This is a genomic window from Streptomyces sp. UG1 (assembly GCF_049974585.1).
Lineage (GTDB): Bacteria > Actinomycetota > Actinomycetes > Streptomycetales > Streptomycetaceae > Streptomyces.
Map to the genome: position 1 here is coordinate 1 of NZ_JBNGGG010000150.1, position 1,026 is coordinate 1,026.

Genomic DNA, 1,026 nt, shown 5'->3' on the forward strand with positions numbered 1-1,026 from the left:
GGATACCTCATGTCACCGGCCTACTGCGACAAGCACAACTCGTCGACCCTCACGACATCACGCCAGCAAGGTCAGTAACGGCCGACTTCCGACGGCACACGTCGGTCAAACTCGATGTAGAGGGCGAGGGAAAGAGTGCGTGATGCTTCCACGCAAGCCAGCACCTCGGACACCGAACACATCAACGGTCTACACGGTTGAGGTCCGCTTGCTACAGGCTGCGAACCGCCTACGACGTCCTCCGCGAGCAGGTCGCGCCGCGTCCCGTGGATCCGGCGTTCTTCGTCTCGCGCACCCGTCGACGCTTGATCTACGCGGTCGTCGCCCGCACGTTCCGGCAAATGGTGACTGTCGTCCGTCACATAATTCGGCCCCATGCTCGGCGGAGCCGCCGCGATCAGCGCGCTCACCTTCGTGGGTGCCCCTTGGTGGGTGGTCACCATCACCGTGGTGCTCGCGATCGTGACGCCCGGCGGGATCCTCCTCGTTCAGGCCCTCGTCCCACAGGACTCCGAACACAAGAGGGACCTCTGGCTGGCCGGGATGCGACTCGTAGATCGCCGCGCCCGTCGTAAGCGGACTGGCCGAAACCGCAAGTGAGCGCCAGCGGTGGTCACGCTGCGGGGCCCTCACCGCGTGAGTGGGACGACGGCTCGGCCTGCGCAGGAGCATGGGTGTTCGGAGGCGATCACGGCGGTGTCGGTGAGTGCGGTGGTCCGGTCGGCGAACTCGCCGTCGAACTCGCCATCCACGAAGCGGGCGGCAACGGTGATGCACAGACCGCCGAGCTTCGCGGCGAACTCCTCGATCCTCGATCCTGTAGTCGGGGTCGAGGGGGTCAGGCGCCCAGCCGTACGACCATGACCCCACACCTATCTGCGCGAGCTCTTACTCGGACAGTGCTCATGATCACGCGGAATTGTTCGCGGAATCACGGAACCTTCAAGCGTGTAGACCGTATGTAGCGGCCGTTCTGAGCTGTGGCTGAGGTCGGCTGCCGCGCCGAAGGCCGATGCCCCGCTGGGA

General features: G+C 65.2%; 1 protein-coding gene. It reads left to right on the forward strand.

Annotation, left to right across the window (positions count from 1 at the left end; translation table 11 throughout):
• Window positions 1-375: 375 nt before the first annotated feature.
• Window positions 376-600, forward strand: a complete 225-nt coding sequence (locus ACP4J3_RS50755) for a hypothetical protein (RefSeq protein WP_426545091.1) — start codon at window positions 376-378, stop codon at window positions 598-600.
• Window positions 601-1,026: the final 426 nt, after the last annotated feature.

Bases quoted from the DNA above. Each gene is read 5' to 3' on its own strand.
- ACP4J3_RS50755 (WP_426545091.1), top strand. From the start codon at position 376: ATGCTCGGCGGAGCCGCCGCGATCAGCGCGCTCACCTTCGTGGGTGCC.